The following is a 15,734-nucleotide window of genomic DNA, read 5'->3' as shown; positions in this document are numbered from 1 at the left end:
GAACTTGTGCCACACCGTTTATCCCGCGGATCGAATAACAGGACCTTAACTCTATGACGTCAGTGCTTTCCCGTGCCGTACATCGCCAGCCCGCCCGCACCATGAGCCGTGCGCTGGTGGTAGCTGCCTGCCTGGCCGCACTGGGCGGCTGCTCGCTGTTCGGCAAGGAAAACAAGCACCCGCCCGCCGCACTCAAGCCGCTCTCGGCCACGTTGCAGGTGCGCCAGGCCTGGAAGGCCGATGTCGGCAAGAGCGGCCCCTATTCGATGCAGCCGGCCGCGGCAGGCAACAATGTCTACGTGTCGTCCAACAACGGCAACGTGATGGCGCTGGAAGGCGCCAGCGGGCGCGTGTTGTGGAAGGCCAAGACCGATGTCGACCTGACCTCCGGTCCGGGCAGCGATGGTTCGGTGACCGCGGTCGCGGGCGAGAAGGGCGCGATCTATGCCTTTGACGCCGGCGGCAAGCAGATCTGGAAGAAGCAGGTCAACGGCGAGGTGCTGTCGGCGCCGCTGGTCGGCAACGGCCTGGTGGTGGTGCGCACCACCGACACGCGCGTGTTCGGCCTGGATGCCGAGACCGGCGAGCGCCGCTGGATCTACCAGCGTTCGCAGACCCCGCTGAACCTGCGCGCGGCGATGGGGATGGTATTCGCCGGCGACGGCATCGTGATGGGCTTCCCCGGCGGCAAGCTGGGCGTGCTGACGCCGGGCAACGGCGTGCTGCGCTGGGAAAGTGCAGTCTCGTACCCGAAGGGCGTGTCGGAGATCGAGCGCCTGAACGATGTCACCGGCCTGCCCATGGTCAGCGGCCGCCAGGTCTGCGCCACCACCTTCCAGGGCCGGATCGCCTGCCTGGAACTGGCCAGCGGCCAGCCGCAGTGGGGCAAGGATTTTTCGTCGCCGAGTGGCCCCGCGCAGGATGACAATGCCATCTACGCCAGCGACGAGCAGTCGGTGCTGCATGCCTTTGACCGCCAGAACGGCGCCGAACGCTGGAAGAACGCCGACCTGCGCAACCGCCGCCTGGGTGCGCCGCTGGCGCTGGGCCGCTCGGTGGTGATGGGCGACTTCGAAGGCTATGTTCACTTCATGTCGCGCGAAGACGGCCAGGTCGTCGCGCGCATGAAGACCGATGGCAGTGCCATCACCGCCGCGCCCGTCGTGGCGGGGCAGACCCTGATCATCCAGACCCGCGACGGCGACGTCTACGGTTTCCAGCCTGGCTGACAGGACACTAACGCGCGCTGCCGTACACCTGTCGGTACGGTCAGCGCCGAATCCGGTAGCATGATCCTTAGCGCGGCAATTGCGGCGGGTCCGTAGACCCGGCGCCGCGCCCGACAGGACAAGCGGTAATTCGCGCCCAGGTGGCGCGCACTGCCGTCGGATCCATTGACTCCGGAGTTACCGGGGGGCGGCGTGCCGGCCCCCGTTTCCGTTTATTGCATGAAACCAGTTATCGCACTTGTCGGCCGCCCCAATGTGGGCAAGTCGACGCTATTCAACCGCATGACCCGCTCGCGCGACGCCCTTGTCGCCGACCTGCCGGGCCTGACGCGCGACCGCCATTACGGGGAAGGGCGCATCCACGAACGTCCGTTCATTGCCATCGATACCGGCGGCTTCGAGCCGGTGGTCAAGGAAGGCATCGTCGCGGAGATGGCCAAGCAGACCAAGCAGGCCGTGGTCGAGGCCGACGTGGTGATCTTCATCGTCGACGGCCGCCTCGGCCTGGCGCCGCAGGACCGCGCCATTGCCGACTACCTGCGCAAGACCGGCCGGCGCATCATGTTGGCGGTCAACAAGGCCGAGGGCATGAAGTACACCTCGGTGGCGGCCGATTTTTATGAGCTGGGCATGGGCGATCCGTACGCGATTTCCGCTGCCCACGGCGACGGCGTCAGCGAACTGGTCGACGAGGCCATCGAGCTGGCGGTCCAGGAACGTCCCGAGCTGGCCGAGGAAGTGTCCGACGAGGGCAAGGGCGTCAAGATTGCCATCGTGGGGCGCCCCAATGTGGGGAAATCCACCCTGGTCAACACCCTGATCGGCGAAGAGCGCGTGATCGCGTTCGATATGCCCGGCACCACGCGCGACGCCATCTACGTGGAGTTCGAACGCGGCGGCAAGCCCTATACGCTGATCGATACGGCCGGCCTGCGCCGGCGCGGCAAGGTGTTCGAGGCGATCGAGAAGTTCTCGGTGGTCAAGACGCTGCAGTCGATCGCGGACGCCAACGTGGTGATCCTGCTGCTCGATGCGCAGCAGGATATTTCCGAGCAGGATGCGCACATCGCCGGCTTTATCGTGGAATCCGGCCGCGCGCTGGTGGTGGGCGTCAACAAATGGGACGGGCTGGACGGCCATGCCCGCGACCGCATCAAGCACGACCTGGAGCGCAAGCTGCAATTCCTGAGCTTCGCGAACTTCCATTTTGTGTCGGCACGCGAGCGCACCGGTATCGGCGCGCTGATGCGTTCCGTCGATGACGCCTTTGCCGCGGCCATGGTCAAGCTGCCGACGCCGCAACTGACGCGCGTGCTGCAGGAGGCCGTGGAGTTCCAGCAGCCCAAGCGCGTCGGCGCGTCGCGCCCGAAACTGCGCTACGCGCACCAGGGCGGCTCGAACCCGCCCATCATCGTGGTCCACGGCAATGCCCTGTCGGGCGTGGCGGAAACCTACCGGCGCTACCTGGAAAACCGTTTCCGTGCGGCGTTCAAGCTCAAGGGCACGCCCCTTCGCATCGAATTTCGCACGAACAAAAATCCGTACGCGGACTCGAAGGATTGAGTCCGGAATCGGATCCCTGGCGGGGCCAGTTTTCGTTTGCGTTCGTTTGGAACTGCGGCTAAATTCACGGTAGCAGGGGGTGCCCTGCGCATTGACGCCGACTTGGTACCGTTTTTGATCTTTTTTCTGGCGCGTTTTTGCGCCGACTGACTTGAACCGGGGATTTCCATCCCCATCATTCACCACTAAACCTATAAATTTGGAGTGTGCCATGAGCAACAAAGGGCAACTGCTACAAGACCCGTTCCTGAACGCGCTGCGCAAAGAGCACGTGCCGGTTTCCATCTACCTCGTCAATGGCATCAAGCTGCAAGGCAATATCGAATCGTTCGACCAGTACGTCGTCCTGCTGCGCAATACCGTGACGCAGATGGTCTACAAGCATGCGATCTCCACCGTCGTTCCGGCGCGCGCGGTCAATTTCCGCGTGGATGATTCCGCCGAGGCCTGATCTGACCGATCTGCCCGAGGGCATCACGCGGGCGCCAGGCGGCGCCGCCCCGATGCCCGGCACCGGTGTGCCAATGCGCCCGGTGCTGCGCGGTCCGGCGGTTGCCAATGCAGCCGCCGCTGCCGCCACGTTCCGCACCATGCGGCGGCCTGTCCCGGCAGGGGCCAGGACAGTGTCCGACATCCGCCAGCCTTCCCCCTGAACCCGTATTTCCCTGCGCATCCGCGCCCTCCCTTGGACCCCAGAGCCACTTCCAATACCGCCCCGTCGCGCGCGATCCTTGTCGGCGTCGACTTCGGCAAGCATGATTTCCAGGAAAGCCTCAGCGAACTGGCGCTGCTGACCTCAACCGCCGGTTCGCTGCCGGTGCATACGCTGACGGGCCGCCGCTCGCGGCCGGACCCGGCGCTGTTCATCGGCTCTGGCAAGGCCGAGGAGCTGAAGGAGGCCGCCGACGCGCTGGACGCCGACGTGGTCGTCTTCAACCACGCCCTGAGCCCGGCGCAGCAGCGCAATCTCGAACGATTCCTGAACCGCCACGTGATCGACCGTACCGGCCTGATCCTGGATATCTTCGGGCAACGCGCGCAGAGCCACGTCGGCAAGGTGCAGGTGGAGCTGGCGCAGGTCCAGTACCGCGCGTCGCGGCTGGTCCGCGCGTGGAGCCACCTGGAGCGGCAGAAGGGCGGTATCGGCATGCGCGGCGGCCCCGGCGAGCGCCAGCTCGAACTGGACCGCCGCATGCTGGACGAGCGCGCCAAGCGGCTCAAGTCCGATCTGTCGCGGCTGCAGCGCCAGCACAGCACGCAGCGGCGCGCCCGCGCCCGCAATGACACGCTCAGCATTTCACTGGTGGGCTATACCAACGCGGGCAAGTCGACGCTGTTCAACGCGCTGACCAAGGCAGGCGCCTATGCGGCCGACCAGCTGTTCGCCACGCTCGACACGACCTCGCGCCGGCTGTTCCTGGACGGGCTGGGCAACGTGGTGCTGTCCGACACGGTCGGCTTTATCCGCGACCTGCCGACGCAGCTGGTGGCAGCGTTCCGCGCCACGCTGGACGAGACCGTGCATGCCGACCTGCTGCTGCATGTGGTGGATGCATCGAGCCCGGTGCGCCACGAGCAGATCGAGCAGGTCAACCGCGTGCTGGCGGAAATCAACGCGCTGGACATCCCGCAGATCGTGGTGATGAACAAGATCGACGCGGCGCCCGAGCTGATGGACCAGGGCCCGCTGATCGAGCGCGACGAGGACGGTGTTCCCACCCGCGTGTTCCTGAGCGCGCGCGAGGGGCTGGGGCTGGACTCGCTGCGCGAGGCCGTGGTCGAGCTGGCGCAATGGCTGGCCACCCGCCCGCCCGAACCGGAGCCTTACGATCCGCGCCTGGGCGACGTGCCGCAGTACGACGATGCCGGCGCGGCTGACGGCAGCGACGACGCCGATGCGGGGGATCCGCGCAGGCCTTAGCCCGGCCGCCGTGCGCCGCAAGGTCGGCGCAAGTTCGGTGGCGGTTCTGCCCAATTCCGGTGCGATTACTGCCCGGATTGCGCGAATTGGCCAAAAGTGGCGCAGATGACTGCTAGAATCCCCCTGTTACAAACTTCCCCGGACCCGTGCACTTCATGCCCCAGTTTCCCCGGAATGCTGATTCGAGCCTGACACCAGGCGGCCGCTTCGCGCTGAGCGCGGGCTGGCAGCGCCTGCGCGCCATCTTCTCGCTGAACGATCCGCGCTGGGGTCGGGACGGTCAGGACGATGACAAGAAGGATGGCCGCGACGACAACCGCCAGCAGAACCAGCGTCCGCAGCAGGATGGCGGCCCGCCCGACCTGGATGAACTGTGGCGCGACTTCAACCGCCGCCTGAACGGCCTGCTCGGCCGCAAGGAAAACGGCGGTGGCGGCAACCAGGGCTTCGGCGGCCCGCGCACGCCGGGCAAGGGCTCGGGCGTGGGCGCCGGCGTACTGGTGGCGGCCGTGGTCGGCATCTGGCTGGCCAGCGGCTTCTTCATGGTGCAGGAAGGCCAGACCGCGGTGATCCTGCAGTTCGGCAAGTTCAAGTACACCACCGGCCCCGGCATCAACTGGCGCATGCCCTGGCCGCTGCAGTCGGCCGAGATCGTCAACCTGTCGGCCGTGCGTTCGGTCGAGGTGGGGCGCGCCACCTCGATCAAGGACAGCAACCTGAAGGACGCGTCGATGCTCACGCAGGATGAGAACATCATCGACGTGCGCTTTACCGTGCAGTACGTGATCCAGGACGCAACCGAATTCCTGTTCTACAACAAGACCGACCGCGGTGGCGATGAAGAGCTGGTGACGCAGGCCGCCGAGACCTCGGTGCGCGAGATCGTGGGCCGCAACAAGATGGACGCGGTGCTGTACGAGAACCGCGAGCAGATCGCGCAGGGTCTGGCCAAATCGATCCAGGCCATCCTGACGGCGTACAAGACCGGCATCCGCGTGATTTCCGTCAACGTGCAGAGCGTGCAGCCGCCCGAGCAGGTGCAGGCCGCGTTCGACGACGTCAACAAGGCCAGCCAGGACCGCGAGCGCGCGATCAGCGAAGGCCAGGCCTATGCCAACGACGTCATTCCGCGCGCCAAGGGTACCGCGGCGCGCCTGAAGGAAGAGTCCGAAGCCTATCGCGCACGGGTAGTGGCGCAGGCCGAGGGCGATGCCTCGCGCTTCCGTTCGGTGCAGACCGAATACGCCAAGGCGCCGCAGGTGACGCGCGACCGCATCTATCTGGAAACCATGCAGCAGATCTACTCCAACTCGACCAAGGTGCTGGTCGACTCGCGCCAGGGCAACAATCTCCTCTACCTGCCGCTGGACAAGCTGATGGCGCAGGCCGACAGCCGCGCCGCGCCGCAACCGGGCCAGCCGGGTGCCGCGAGCACGCCGGCACCGACGCCGGATGCATCGACGGACATCCGTTCGCGCGAATCGCTGCGCAACCGCGACCGCGACTCGCGCTGAGGAGACCGTCATGAACCGACTGATTTCCTTCGCGATTGGCCTTTTCATCCTGCTGGCCGTGGTGTCGTCGATGCTGTTCGTGGTCGACCAGCGCCAGTTCGCCGTGGTGTTCGCCTTCGGCGAGATCAAGCAGGTGGTGCGTGAGCCGGGCCTGCATTTCAAGCTGCCGCCGCCGTTCCAGAACGTGGTGTTCATGGACCGCCGCCTGCAGACCATCGATGCGGCCGCCAACGAGCGTTTCCTGACCGCCGAGAAGAAGAGCATGGTGGTGGACTGGTTCGTCAAATGGCGCATCACCGATCCGCGCAAGTTCTTCGTCGCCTTCGGCGGCAACCTGCGCGGCGCGCAGGACCGCATGACCCAGCGCATCGACTCGGTGGCGCGCGAGGAGTTCGGCAAGCGCACCGTGGCCGACGTGGTTGCCGGCGAGCGCGAGCAGGTGATGCAGGCCATCCGCAACGGCATGAGCGAGTACGCCAAGTCGGTCGGCGTCGAGATCCTGGACGTGCGCCTGAAGCGCGTCGACCTGCTGCCCGCGATCAGCGAATCGGTGTACCGCCGCATGGAGGCCGAGCGCAAGCGCGTGGCCAACGAGCTGCGCTCCACCGGCGCCGCCGAGGGCGAGAAGATCCGCGCCGATGCCGACCGCCAGCGTGAAGTGGTGCTGGCCGAGGCCTATCGCGACGCCCAGGTGATCAAGGGCGAGGGCGATGCCAAGGCGTCGCAGATCTATGCCGAGGCGTTTGGCCGCGACCCGCAGTTCGCGCAGTTCTGGCGCAGCATGGAAGCGTACCGCAACACCTTCCGCGACAAGCGCGATGTGCTGGTGCTGGAGCCCAACTCGGACTTCTTCCGCTACATGCGCTCCAGCGGCGGTGCCGCCGCGGCGGCACCGGGCGGCGCCGGAGGCAAGCGCTAGCACCGTCGCTTGTCCGTGTGGCGAATTGACGAAACCCCGGCTTGCCGGGGTTTTGTCCGGCTGGAGCCATCATCGCCATGTGATGGCGCGGGCGCGCGGCGCCCGCAACATTGAGTTTCCGGGCAAGGCCCGGCACCTGCGGGCCCTGCGCCCGCGGGCAACCGAATGACCGAGAAGAGATTCACCATGTCCAATCATTGGCTGCTGCCAGAAAACATTGCCGACGTGCTGCCGTCGGAAGCGCGCAAGATCGAAGAGCTGCGCCGCCGCATGCTCGACCTGTTCCGCACGTACGGCTACGAGCTGGTGATGCCGCCGATGCTGGAATACCTGGAGTCGCTGCTGACCGGCACCGGCCATGACCTGGACCTGCGCACGCTCAAGCTGGTGGACCAGCTGTCGGGCCGCACCATGGGCCTGCGCGCCGATATCACGCCGCAGGTCGCGCGCATCGATGCCCACCTGCTGAACCGCCCGGGCGTGACCCGCCTGTGCTACGCCGGCAACGTGCTGCATGCGCGCCCGGCGGGTTTCCATGCCACGCGCGAGCCGATCCAGATCGGCGCCGAGATCTATGGCCATGCCGGCCTGGAAGCCGACGTCGAGATCCAGGAACTGATGCTGGCCGCACTGACGGCGGCGGGGCTGTCGGAGATCCGCATCGACCTGTGCCATGCCGGCATCCTCGAGGCGTTGCTGGCCGGCCTGCCGTCGATCCGCAAGATCGAGGACGCGCTCTTTGCCGCGCTGGAAACCAAGGACGTGCCGGCGCTGCGCGAACTGACCGCGGGCATGCCGCAGACCGAGCGCGATGCTTTGCTGGCGTTGCCGACGCTGTATGGCGGCGTCGACGTGATCGAGCGCGCGCGCGCGACGCTGCCGGCCAGCCCGGCCATCGGCCGCGCGCTGGATGAGCTGGCGGCACTGGCGGTGCAGGTGCGCGGTGCCAGCGTGAATATCGACCTGTCGGATTTGCGCGGTTACCACTATCACAGCGGTGTGATGTTCGCAGCCTATGTTGCCGGCCTGCCCAACTACGTGGCGCGTGGCGGCCGTTATGACAAGGTGGGCGAGGCGTTTGGCCGCGCCCGTCCGGCAACCGGTTTCTCGCTCGACTTGCGCGAAGTGGCATCACTGTCACCCGTCGAGGTGCGCGCCCTGGCCATCTTCGCGCCTTGGGATGCGGACCCGGCACTTCGGGCCACTATTTCCGCGCTGCGTGCGGCCGGCGAGGTCGTGATCCAGTCGCTGCCCGGCCACACCCACGAGCTGGATGAATTCAACTGCGACCGGCAACTGGTGCGCCAGGACGCCGGCTGGGCCGTGGTGCCGCGCTGACGCCTGTGCGCCGGGCGTGCCCAAAAATCGAGAATCGCCCGGCAACAAGAGTAGAATACGTTTTTAACCTATTGACCAAAGCAATATGTCCGCATCCGCAGTAGGCCAGGGACGCAATGTCGTCGTGATCGGCACCCAGTGGGGTGACGAAGGCAAAGGAAAAATCGTCGATTGGCTTACCGACCATGCAAAGGGCGTGGTGCGGTTCCAGGGTGGCCACAACGCCGGCCACACGCTGATCATCGGTGGCAAGAAGACCATTCTCCGTCTGATCCCCTCGGGCATCATGCGCGAAGGCACGGTCTGCTACATCGGCAACGGTGTGGTGCTGTCGCCCGAAGCTTTGTTCCGTGAAATCGAAGAACTCGAAGGCGCCGGCCTGCAGGTGCAGAGCCGCCTGCGCATTTCCGAGGCCGCCACGCTGATCCTGCCGTACCACGTTGCCATCGACAAGGCGCGCGAAGCCCGCCGTGGCGCGGCCAAGATCGGCACTACCGGCCGCGGCATCGGCCCGGCCTATGAAGACAAGGTAGCCCGCCGCGCGCTGCGCGTGCAGGACCTGTTCGATCCGCAGCAGTTCGCCGAGCGCCTGCGCGAGAACCTGGATTACCACAACTTCATGCTGACCCAGTACCTGGGCGCGGAAGCCGTGGACTTCCAGCAGACCCTGGACGACGCGCTGGCCTACGCGCCGCGCCTGGCGCCGATGGTGGCCGACGTGTCGGCCGAGCTGTACGCGGTCAACGCCGCCGGCGGCAACCTGATGTTCGAAGGCGCGCAAGGCACGCTGCTGGACGTGGACCACGGCACCTATCCGTTCGTGACCTCGAGCAACTGCGTGGCCGGTGCGGCCGCAGCGGGCGCCGGCGTGGGCCCGGGCCGCCTGAACTACATCCTGGGCATCACCAAGGCCTACTGCACTCGCGTGGGCGCCGGCCCGTTCCCGAGCGAGCTGTACGACAACGACAACCCGTCGCGCCAGGACCCGGTCGGCGTGCGCCTGGCCAACGTCGGCAAGGAATTCGGTTCGGTGACTGGCCGTCCGCGCCGCACCGGCTGGCTCGATGCTGCCGCGCTCAAGCGCTCGGTGCAGATCAACGGCGTGTCCGGCCTGTGCATGACCAAGCTGGACGTGCTGGATGGCCTGGAAAGCATCAACCTGTGCGTGGGTTACGAGCTGGACGGCAAGACCGTCGACATCCTGCCGCGCGGCTCCGACGCGGTGGCGCGTTGCGTGCCGGTCTACGAGGAATTCCCCGGCTGGAACGAGTCGACCTTCGGCGTGAAGGCGTGGGACGCGCTGCCCGAGCAGGCCCGCGTCTACCTGAAGCGCGTGGAAGAAGTGGTCGGCATTCCGATCGACATGATCTCGACCGGCCCGGACCGCGACGAGACCATCCTGCTGCGTCACCCGTACAAGGCCTGACCCGCCGGCAGTGCCCCCACAAGGCCGCGCGCCACGAGCGCTGCGGCCCGCCAGAATTAAATCGGCCCGCGCAAGCGGGCCGTGCCATATCGGTCAACCGACCGGACGATACAAAGAGTAAAACGATGAACCTGCCAACGAACGATGACGAGAACCTGTGGGTTTCCTGGGACGAATACCATCGCCTGATCGCACGCCTGTCGCTGAACGTGCATGAGTCGGGCTGGAAGTTCGACAAGATCCTGTGCCTGGCGCGCGGCGGGCTGCGCGTGGGCGACCAGATGTCGCGCATCTTCGACGTGCCGCTGGCCATCCTGGCCACCAGCAGCTACCGCGAAGCCGCGGGCACGCAGCAGGGCGACCTGGATATCGCGCAGTACATCACCATGACCCGCGGCGAACTGACCGGCCGGGTGCTGCTGGTCGACGACCTGGTGGATTCGGGCATCACGCTCGAACGCGTGGGCCGCCACCTGAAGGAACGCTATCCGGCCGTGACCGAAGTGCGTTCGGCGGTGCTGTGGCACAAGGCCTGCTCGAAAGTCGAGCCGGACTATCACGTGACCTTCCTGCCGTCGAACCCCTGGATCCACCAGCCGTTTGAAGAGTACGACACGCTGCGTCCGCACAACCTGGCCGCCTGGCTCAAGCGCGGCAAGCGCGCTGCCCAGGACGACGGCGCGCAGGCCTGATGCGCTTGCGCCGGGTCCCGCCGCTGGCAGGCGGGGCCCGGTGGCCGGCTTAGTAGCCGACCGTGAAACGCTGGCGCGAATGCGCCGGCTTCTCGATCTCGTCGAGCATCGCGATGGCGTAGTCTTCCATCGAGATCCAGCTCTTGCCTGCTGCGTCGCTCAGCAGGTTTTCCTCGCCGATACGGAACTTGCCGGTGCGCTCGCCCGGTTCGAACAGCGCCGATGGCGACAGGAAGGTCCAGTCGATCTGTTGTTCCCCGCGCAGCGCGTTCAGGAAATCCCGGCCCGCGAGCGCCTCGGGCTTGTAGGCATCGGGGAAGTTCGGGGTATCGACCAGCTGCACGCCCGGTGCGACATAGAGGCTGCCGGCACCACCCACCACCAGCAGGCGCGGCACGCCGGCCTGGCGCACTGCCGAGGTCACCTGCTGCGCGTTCAGCTGGGCGAAGCGCGCGCTGCTGATGACGACGTCGCTGCCGGCCAGGGCCGCGGCCAGTGCGGCGCTGTCGGTCGCATCCACGTCCTTGCTGGTCACGCCTGCGCGTGCGGGCAGATTGCTGGCCTGGCGCGCAATGGCGGTCACCTGGTGGCCGCGGCGCACGGCTTCGTCGGTCAGGCGCGTGCCAACGCGGCCGGTGGCGCCGATGATTGCGATCTTCATGGTCATTCCTTCTTTCGGGTGGGGTTGATATGAAACCAATGTGGTTACATATCGGGATAAAAAAATCAGCGCTTGCGGCGCTGGCTGCTGCCTTCGACATCGGCGAGCATGCTGGCGATGGTGATGCCGGCAAGGGTATCGTCCATGGCCGCCTGCGCGCGGTCAGCGACCTTGCGAAGCGCACCGGTGATCTCGCGTCCGACCAGGCAGGCCGGATTGGGCGCGCTCTGGTGCAGCGTGATCAGCGCAGTGGTCTCGACCACGCGGAACACGTCCAGCAGCGTGATGGAGGCTGCCGGGCGCGCCAGCGTGGCGCCGCCGGTGCTGCCCATGGTGGTCGTCACCAGCCCGGCCTCGGCGAGCTGGCTCACCAGCCGCCGGATCAGCGCCGGATTGGTGCCAACGCTGCCGGCGATCAGCGACGACGGCACCGGCTGCGCCGAACTGGCGAGCAGAGTAAGGATATGGACCGCCACGGCGAACCGGCTGCTGGTGCTCACTGCTTGGACTCAGGATGTCGGGGTCAATGTGAAACCATGATAGTTACACATCGACGCGCTTGTCAAGCAAGGGGCAAGAATGCAGGCAGGGGAGTCGGTGATACGCCGAAGTGGCCGGTGGAATGCCGGAATCGCCACTGAAGCTGTTACACTCCTCGACATTGCCGTACCCTTGTGGTTCGGCTGCCGCGCGGGGTACGGTGCGCGGTTTCACGGACGGGAAAAAACCCGTACGCTCGCAGTGATGACATCGCGGCAAGGCCGCCAAGCAAGGAGTGCAAGTTGCCGGATCTGATGCGCAAAACAGGCGTCAAAAACAAAAAACCCGCAGGGCTTGAAAGCGCTGCGGGTTTTCCGTTGATCTGGTGCCCAGGAGAGGACTCGAACCTCCACAGTGTTGCCACCGCTAGGACCTGAACCTAGTGCGTCTACCAATTCCGCCACCTGGGCAGGTGTCGAAACAACCGAAGCGCTCATTATAGAGAGCGCGAGAATTTTGTCAAATAGTTTCCAGAAAAAATTGAATCAGAACAACTATCCGATCCCCAGCCGGGAAGAAATCCTGGGCGTGCTGAGAACGTCGGGATCCCCCCAGTCGGCCGGCGATATCGCCAAGGCCCTGGCCGTCACGCGCAAGGAACACGACGGCTTCCAGAAGCGCCTGGCGGCGATGGAACGCGACGGCCAGATCGAGCTGAACCACAAGGGCCGCTATGAGCTGGCCCATCAGCCCAACTTCGTCACCGGCCGGGTGCAGGGCCACCGCGACGGCTTCGGCTTCCTGATCCGCGACGACGGCGAGGACGATATCTTCCTGCCCGAGCGCGAGCTGCAGAAGGCCATGCACAACGACCGCGCGCAGGTGCGCGTGATGGGCTATGACCGGCGCGGGCGCCCCGAAGGGCAGATCGTCGAGATCATCGAGCGCGCCAACCGCTATGTCATCGGCCGGCTGCTCAGCGAGGGCGGCGTGCTGGTGGTGGCGCCCGAAGACAAGCGCATCAGCCAGGACATCCTGATCCCGCCCAAGGCGCAGGGCAAGGCACGGGTGGGGCAGGTGGTCAGCGTCGAGCTGATCGAATACCCCGACCGCTACGCGCAGCCGGTGGGCCGCGTGGTCGAGGTGCTGGGCGATATCGACGATCCCGGCATGGAGATCGAGATCGCCGTGCGCAAGTACGGCGTGCCGCACGCGTTCTCGCCGGCGGCCGCCCAGGAAGCCGCCGGGCTGCCCGACGAGGTGCGCCAGGCCGACCTGGACCACCGTATCGACCTGCGCGACATCCCGCTGGTGACCATCGACGGCGAAGACGCGCGCGACTTCGACGACGCGGTCTATTGCGAGCCGGTCAGGATCGGCCGCGCCAAGGGCTGGCGCCTGATCGTGGCGATTGCCGACGTGTCGCACTACGTGCGTCCGGGCACGCCGCTGGATGCCGACGCGCTGGACCGCGCCACCTCGGTGTACTTCCCGCGCCGCGTGATCCCGATGCTGCCGGAGAAGCTGTCCAACGGGCTGTGCTCGCTCAACCCGCACGTGGACCGCCTGTGCATGGTGTGCGATGCCGTGATCACCGCCAAGGGCGAGCTCAAGGGCTACCAGTTCTATCCGGCCGTGATGCATTCGACGGCGCGCCTGACCTACAACGAGGTCTGGTCGGTGCTGTCCAACACCAAGGGTCCCGAGGCGCACAAGCGCGGCGAGCTGGTGCCGCACCTGCAGAACCTGTACGAGCTGTTCCAGGTCCTGCTCAAGTCGCGGCGCGCGCGCGGCGCGATCGACTTCGACACCACCGAGACCTATATCGTCTGCAACGCGCAGGGCAAGATCGAGCAGATCCTGCCCCGCACGCGCAACGACGCGCACCGGCTGATCGAGGAATGCATGCTGACCGCCAACGTGTGCGCGGCCGACTTCCTCGAACGCTTCAAGCACCCGGCGCTGTACCGCATCCACGCGGGCCCCAGCGAAGAGAAGCTGAAGAACCTGCGCGAGTTCCTGCGCACCGCCGGCCTGTCGCTGGGCGGCGGCGACAAGCCGCAGGCGTCGGACTACGCCGAGGTGATGGACAAGATCAAGTCCCGCCCGGATGCGCCGATGCTGCAGACCATGCTGCTGCGCTCGATGCAGCAGGCGGTGTACAGCCCGGACAATATCGGCCACTTCGGCCTGGCGTACGAGGCCTACGCGCACTTCACCAGCCCGATCCGCCGCTACCCCGACCTGCTGGTGCACCGCGCGATCAAGGCGGTGCTGGCGCATACCAAGTACCAGCCGGCGTTTGCACACGGCACCGAGCTGAATACGGCGATCTCGCCCAAGGCGCGCAAGCTGCAGGCCAGGGACGCCGAGCAGAAGGCAGAGCTGACCGCGGCGCGCGCCAGGCGCAACGAGGCCATCTGGGACGAGCTCGGCCTGCACTGCTCGGCCAACGAGCGCCGTGCCGACGAGGCCTCGCGCGATGTCGAGGCCTGGCTCAAGTGCTACTTCATGCGCGACAAGCTGGGCAGCGACTTCGCCGGCACCATCAGCGCCGTGACCTCGTTCGGCATCTTCGTGCAGCTCGACGAGCTGTATGTGGAAGGCCTGGTCCACGTGACCGAGCTGGGCAGCGACTATTTCCAGTACGACGAGGCCCGCAACGAACTGCGCGGCGAGCGCACCGGCATCCGCTACCGGCTGACCGACCGCGTGCGCGTGCAGGTGTCGCGCGTGGACCTGGATGCGCGCAAGATCGACTTCCGCCTGGTGCAGGAGCCGTCGGCGAAGACCCTGCGTGCCCGCACCGGCGGCACCGAGGCCCAGCCGCGCGTGCCCGCCGCCCACGCGGTGCCGGCGCGCAAGAAGGGCCGCCAGCTGGCGGCGCTGCTGGGCGGCTCATCCAAGCCGGAAGAGTCGTTCGACGAGACGCTGGATCGCGTGATCGAAGAGCAGCCGGTGTTCGAGGCCGTGATCACGCCGCTCAAGCCGCATCTGAAGACCGGCGGCAAGCCGGCCAAGCGCGCGGCCAAGCCCAAGCCTTCGCACCTGGAGAAGCCGCGCAAGCCGGCCTCCAAGTCGCACCAGGCCAAGCCGGCCGGCAAGACACCGGCCAAGAGCCCGCGCACTCCGCGCAAGCGCTGAAGCCTGCGGCGGCCGCCATGGCCGCCGCCTTTCGCCCCCCGGCCGCTGCCCTGCCTCGCGCAGCAGCGGACGGGGGCGAGAGGGCGAGTACAATCGCGCCATGGCTAAAAACAAACTCCTGATCGGCTTTCACGCCGTCACCGCACGCCTGCGCCAAGATGCCAAGGGCGTGACCGATGTCTATATCGAATCCGCCCGCCGCGACCGGCGCATGCAGGACTTCGTGCGCCTGGCCGAAAGCCTGGGCGTGCGCCTGCACCCCGTCGACGCCGAGCGCCTGCGCGGCATGGCCGGCACCGACCGCCACCAGGGCGTGGTGGCACGTGCCGAAGACGTGGCACTGGCGCTGAACCTGGATGAACTGCTCGACGGCATCGAAGGCACGCCGCTGCTGCTGGTGCTGGACGGCGTCACCGATCCGCACAACCTGGGCGCCTGCCTGCGCGTGGCCGACGGTGCCGGCGCGCATGCCGTGATCGCCCCCAAGGACCGCAGCGTCGGCCTCAATACCACCGTGGCCAAGGTCGCCAGCGGCGCCGCCGAGACCGTGCCCTATATCACCGTGACCAACCTGGCCCGCACCCTGCGTGAATTGCAGGAACGCGGCATCTGGGTCATCGGCACCGCCGACGGCACCGAGAAGTCGCTGTACGACATCGACTTCAAGGGCCCGACCGCGATCGTGATGGGCGCCGAAGGCGAGGGCATGCGCCGCCTGACGCGCGAGACTTGCGACGAGCTGGTCGGCATCCCGATGGCGGGCGGCGTGGAAAGCCTCAACGTTTCCGTGGCCAGCGGCGTGTGCCTGTATGAGGCCGTGCGCCAGCGGCGCCTGCCGGGCTAAGCC

Annotated in this window: 13 protein-coding genes and 1 tRNA gene; 11 read left to right on the top strand and 3 right to left on the bottom strand. The window is 66.7% G+C overall.

Features of this window, described 5'->3' with window-relative positions; all coding sequences use genetic code 11:
- Window positions 1-53: 53 nt before the first annotated feature.
- The 9 genes from bamB (at window position 54) to ACREYQ_RS09935 (ending at window position 10,602) form a co-directional block, all read left to right on the top strand.
- Window positions 54-1,229, top strand: coding sequence for an outer membrane protein assembly factor BamB (gene bamB, locus ACREYQ_RS09975; protein WP_432257479.1), 1,176 nt, complete (start codon window positions 54-56; stop codon window positions 1,227-1,229).
- 219 nt (window positions 1,230-1,448) lie between these two features.
- On the top strand, window positions 1,449-2,792 hold the full coding sequence (gene der, locus ACREYQ_RS09970) for a ribosome biogenesis GTPase Der (protein WP_432257478.1): 1,344 nt from the start codon (window positions 1,449-1,451) through the stop codon (window positions 2,790-2,792).
- A gap of 211 nt (window positions 2,793-3,003) precedes the next feature.
- A complete protein-coding gene (hfq, locus tag ACREYQ_RS09965; RefSeq protein WP_012353158.1) occupies window positions 3,004-3,243 on the top strand; it encodes an RNA chaperone Hfq in 240 nt (79 codons plus the stop codon).
- 234 nt (window positions 3,244-3,477) lie between these two features.
- On the top strand, window positions 3,478-4,713 hold the full coding sequence (gene hflX, locus ACREYQ_RS09960; RefSeq protein WP_432257477.1) for a GTPase HflX: 1,236 nt from the start codon (window positions 3,478-3,480) through the stop codon (window positions 4,711-4,713).
- 155 nt (window positions 4,714-4,868) lie between these two features.
- Window positions 4,869-6,227 (top strand): FtsH protease activity modulator HflK, encoded by a 1,359-nt coding sequence (hflK, locus tag ACREYQ_RS09955; RefSeq protein ID WP_432257476.1) that lies wholly within the window; start codon window positions 4,869-4,871, stop codon window positions 6,225-6,227.
- A 10-nt stretch (window positions 6,228-6,237) separates the two neighbouring features.
- Window positions 6,238-7,146 (top strand): protease modulator HflC, encoded by a 909-nt coding sequence (hflC, locus tag ACREYQ_RS09950; RefSeq protein WP_432257475.1) that lies wholly within the window; start codon window positions 6,238-6,240, stop codon window positions 7,144-7,146.
- A gap of 186 nt (window positions 7,147-7,332) precedes the next feature.
- Window positions 7,333-8,484, top strand: coding sequence for an ATP phosphoribosyltransferase regulatory subunit (locus ACREYQ_RS09945; protein ID WP_432257474.1), 1,152 nt, complete (start codon window positions 7,333-7,335; stop codon window positions 8,482-8,484).
- Window positions 8,485-8,569: 85 nt separating this feature from the next.
- A complete protein-coding gene (locus ACREYQ_RS09940) occupies window positions 8,570-9,910 on the top strand; it encodes an adenylosuccinate synthase (protein WP_432257473.1) in 1,341 nt (446 codons plus the stop codon).
- A gap of 125 nt (window positions 9,911-10,035) precedes the next feature.
- Window positions 10,036-10,602 carry a phosphoribosyltransferase gene (locus ACREYQ_RS09935; protein ID WP_432257472.1) on the top strand — a complete coding sequence of 189 codons (567 nt, stop codon included), beginning with the start codon at window positions 10,036-10,038 and terminating at the stop codon, window positions 10,600-10,602.
- A gap of 49 nt (window positions 10,603-10,651) precedes the next feature.
- Here ACREYQ_RS09935 and ACREYQ_RS09930 read toward each other — a convergent pair whose 3' ends face one another.
- The 3 genes from ACREYQ_RS09930 to ACREYQ_RS09920 form a co-directional block, all read right to left on the bottom strand.
- A complete protein-coding gene (locus tag ACREYQ_RS09930; RefSeq protein ID WP_432257471.1) occupies window positions 10,652-11,263 on the bottom strand; it encodes an NAD(P)-dependent oxidoreductase in 612 nt (203 codons plus the stop codon).
- Window positions 11,264-11,328: 65 nt separating this feature from the next.
- Window positions 11,329-11,763, bottom strand: coding sequence for an Rrf2 family transcriptional regulator (locus ACREYQ_RS09925; RefSeq protein WP_432257470.1), 435 nt, complete (start codon window positions 11,761-11,763; stop codon window positions 11,329-11,331).
- Between the two features lie 363 nt (window positions 11,764-12,126).
- Window positions 12,127-12,213, bottom strand: a tRNA-Leu gene (locus tag ACREYQ_RS09920).
- 70 nt (window positions 12,214-12,283) lie between these two features.
- Here ACREYQ_RS09920 and rnr point away from each other — a divergent pair.
- Window positions 12,284-14,887, top strand: a complete 2,604-nt coding sequence (rnr, locus tag ACREYQ_RS09915) for a ribonuclease R (RefSeq protein ID WP_432257469.1) — start codon at window positions 12,284-12,286, stop codon at window positions 14,885-14,887.
- Window positions 14,888-14,987: 100 nt separating this feature from the next.
- Window positions 14,988-15,731: a 23S rRNA (guanosine(2251)-2'-O)-methyltransferase RlmB gene (gene rlmB / locus ACREYQ_RS09910; protein ID WP_432257468.1), complete on the top strand. Its 744-nt coding sequence runs from the start codon at window positions 14,988-14,990 to the stop codon at window positions 15,729-15,731.
- Window positions 15,732-15,734: the final 3 nt, after the last annotated feature.

Source organism: Cupriavidus sp. TMH.W2 (genome assembly GCF_050847365.1).
Lineage (GTDB): Bacteria > Pseudomonadota > Gammaproteobacteria > Burkholderiales > Burkholderiaceae > Cupriavidus.
The sequence above is the reverse complement of the archived record's forward strand: the minus strand, read 5'-3'. Positions and strand labels throughout refer to the sequence as shown.